The sequence below is a fragment of the Candidatus Binatia bacterium genome (genome assembly GCA_036382395.1).
GTDB lineage: Bacteria > Desulfobacterota > Binatia > HRBIN30 > HRBIN30 > JAGDMS01.
Genome location: DASVHW010000447.1, coordinates 1 through 2,718, shown reverse-complemented (window position 1 = coordinate 2,718; position 2,718 = coordinate 1). Strand labels below are relative to the sequence as shown.

Here is a 2,718-nt window from a genome sequence, read left to right as displayed (position 1 = left end):
ACCACGTGCATCTTGAGGCCATTGGCCTCGACCTGTTTGTGCGTGAACTCGGGCATCGGGCGCCTTTCAAGTCGACAGTCAACAGTCGACGGTTCAGGGTGCAAAGACCGACATAGGCCTGGCGTGGGATCGGCGCAATGGGGATTGCTCTCAGCTCACCAGAACTTCCAGGATCTCGCGCCAGCGGGACAGGAACAGCATGTGACCTTCGCCGGGGAAGAACCGCACCCGGCAGTTGGGAATGGCGGCGCTCACGGCGCGCGCCATGGCAATCGGGGTGCTGGCATCGTCTTCCCCGTGCCACAGGTGGTACTCGGTGGTGATGTCCTGCAGCCGAAATCCCCACGGGCGCGCGAACAGGCGGAGTTCCCAGGCGATGCCGCGGACACCTTGGCGCGCGGCTTCGGCATAGTTTGCGACCAGCATCGCGCGCATCTCCGCCTGGGCCACGATGGCACGATCGCAAGCGGGAAAGCCTGCCATGAACTCGTCGAAAAAGCGTTCGGGGTTGCGGCCGGGATGGAAGCGCAGCCACAGAGCGGGCCGCAGCAGCCACGGCGCATGCGCCGCGGTTGCCATCCCCACCTTGCGCAACGGCGTCATGGCGGCGGTCGCTTCCGGGGTGTCGACCGGTCCGGCGCCGGCGACGGCCATGGCGCGCGTCAACCGCTGTGGAATCCGGTACGCACACGCTGCAACGTACGGCCCGCCGCCCGAGAAGCCGACGACGGCGAAGGGCTCGATCCGCATCAGGTCGGCGACCTGTGCCACGTCGTCCGCCCAGTCCAGCAGCGTGCGTCCGGGGTGAAAATCCGACAACCCGAAACCCGGCCGGTCGATCGTGATCACCCGCGCCGCGAGCGAACGCGCGATGCTATCGTCCGGATGATGCAGCAGCCGGGAGCTCGGCGTTCCCTGCAGCAGAACCACCGGCTTGCCGCTGAGGTCACCGCGTTCAACCACACCGACGGCACGCCCGTCGCGTAAACGCAGACGCTGTTCGCGGACATCGCTGGACCCCATCGCCACCGGTCTTAGACCTCACCCTGCCGATCGAAGCAAGGGTCTGCCGCAGGTGGGCGTTCGCAAACACGATCCAGATGCTGCTCGGCGATCTCGTTGAGCGCGTACTCGGACGAGCCCGGCATCACCTGATGCGCGTACGACAGCGGGATCAGCTTGTCCTGCTTCAGGTTGTACGGCTTGTACCGCGCCATTCGCCCCCTCCCCACCACATCAACCGTCCGGGCATCGGTCGATACCCGCGAGACTCTGATTTACCTGGGCGCGCGGAGTGTTTCTACGGCAGTCATGAACTCCGTTCACCCGTGCGCCATGAAAATGAAGCCCGGCGCCCGCTTGGGTCCCTTCCCCTGTTGCCACTTCCGGCAACGGGGGAAGGTCAGGATGGAGGCGATTGTCTGAGCAGCCTCAACGTCGTGCCGCTCAGGCGCGGCGCGCTATTCGCCGTCGCCTGGAGCGGCCTGATCGGCCCCAGCGGACTACGCCGCCAATTTCACTGCGACCGACACGCCCGCCTTTGCGCACAAGCCCACCAGGTAGTCGAGCGAGAGCTTGTCGACCTTGTTGCGTGCAATCTCAGAGATGCGCGGTTGCGCCACACCGAGACGCTTGGCCGCTTGCGTTTGGGTCAAACCCTCGCGGGCCATCCATTGGCGTAATGCCTCAGCCAGCTCACAACGGAGCAGCATGACAACCGCCTCGTGCGGCGGGAAACCGAGATCGAGAAACACATTGCCACTCCCCTGTGTGATGCGTGTGTGGGTCTTCTTCATGAGTCCTCTCCGATCATTCGGTAACGCCTCGCTGCCAGTTCTACGTCCACCCGTGGCGTTTTCCGAGTCTTTTTCTGGAAGGCGTGCAGTACGTAGACCGCGGTCTCGAATTTGGCCACGTAGATCACGCGGAATGCGCCCGCTTCGTCCCGCACGCGAATCTCGTAGACACCCGGCCCCACTCCGGGTACCGGCTTGAAATCTGCGGGCTCGCGCCCCACTTGTACCATGAACAACTCGTACCCGGCGCGTCGACGTGCTGACTCCGGGAACGCTGCCAAGTCGTCGCGAGCCGTGCCGACAAAACGCACCGCCTTCATATCGCTCGATTATACGATCATTCGTATAGGCTGCAAGGGCGCCCCTGTTGGCCAAGAAATCGCCATTCGGAATGTTCCTCGCATGCGCGGGTCAATCCCACTCCCTTCGTGCCGATCTTGCAGCGGGCCGCGTGCGTCGTCGTAGGTGTGATTGCCGACGAAGACGGTGGCGCTCACCTTGAGCCGCGTCGTTGCCGGCGTTGCGACCATGTTCCTATGTCGGATAGATACGGGCCAGCGGAGCCAGACCGCGGAGGGCCGCGGGGAGGTGCGTAGATGAGCGCGTTTGCAGGGGCGGTTGCGGTCGTGACGGGCGGGGCATCGGGAATCGGGCAGGCGTTATGCGAAGCGCGGGGCGCGCGGAGGGGGCGGCCTGCGGGGTGATGGTGACCGTGGTCTGCCCGGGTTTCATCAACACCCCGATCTTGCGTGTCACGGAGTTGCGCCTGCCGATCGATCGCGAGCGCCTGCTCGCCCTGGCGCCGACGCCGCTGCCGCCCGCGCGCTGCGCCCAGATCGTGCTGCGTGGGGTGGAGAAAAACCGCAGCGTCATCCCGGTGACCGGCCACGCCTGGCTCGGTTGGATCATGGAACGATTGAGT

Annotated in this window: 5 protein-coding genes; 1 reads left to right on the top strand and 4 read right to left on the bottom strand. The window is 65.0% G+C overall.

Translation table 11 applies throughout. The features are described from left to right. Window positions 1–150: 150 nt before the first annotated feature. The 4 genes from VF515_22040 to VF515_22025 all read right to left on the bottom strand — a co-directional run bounded on the left by VF515_22040 (window position 151) and on the right by VF515_22025 (window position 2,116). Complete coding sequence (locus VF515_22040) at window positions 151–1,023, bottom strand: alpha/beta hydrolase (GenBank protein HEX7410312.1); 873 nt, start codon at window positions 1,021–1,023, stop codon at window positions 151–153. A gap of 11 nt (window positions 1,024–1,034) precedes the next feature. Then, window positions 1,035–1,217 (bottom strand): hypothetical protein, encoded by a 183-nt coding sequence (locus VF515_22035; protein ID HEX7410311.1) that lies wholly within the window; start codon window positions 1,215–1,217, stop codon window positions 1,035–1,037. A gap of 285 nt (window positions 1,218–1,502) precedes the next feature. Continuing rightward, window positions 1,503–1,796, bottom strand: coding sequence for an XRE family transcriptional regulator (locus VF515_22030; protein HEX7410310.1), 294 nt, complete (start codon window positions 1,794–1,796; stop codon window positions 1,503–1,505). After that, a complete protein-coding gene (locus VF515_22025) occupies window positions 1,793–2,116 on the bottom strand; it encodes a type II toxin-antitoxin system RelE/ParE family toxin (GenBank protein ID HEX7410309.1) in 324 nt (107 codons plus the stop codon). Before VF515_22025 ends, VF515_22030 begins: the two co-directional genes overlap by 4 nt. Window positions 2,117–2,457: 341 nt before the next feature. Here VF515_22025 and VF515_22020 point away from each other — a divergent pair. Beyond that, window positions 2,458–2,718, top strand: a 261-nt coding sequence (locus tag VF515_22020) for a short chain dehydrogenase (GenBank protein ID HEX7410308.1), incomplete at its 3' end; no start/stop codon positions are given.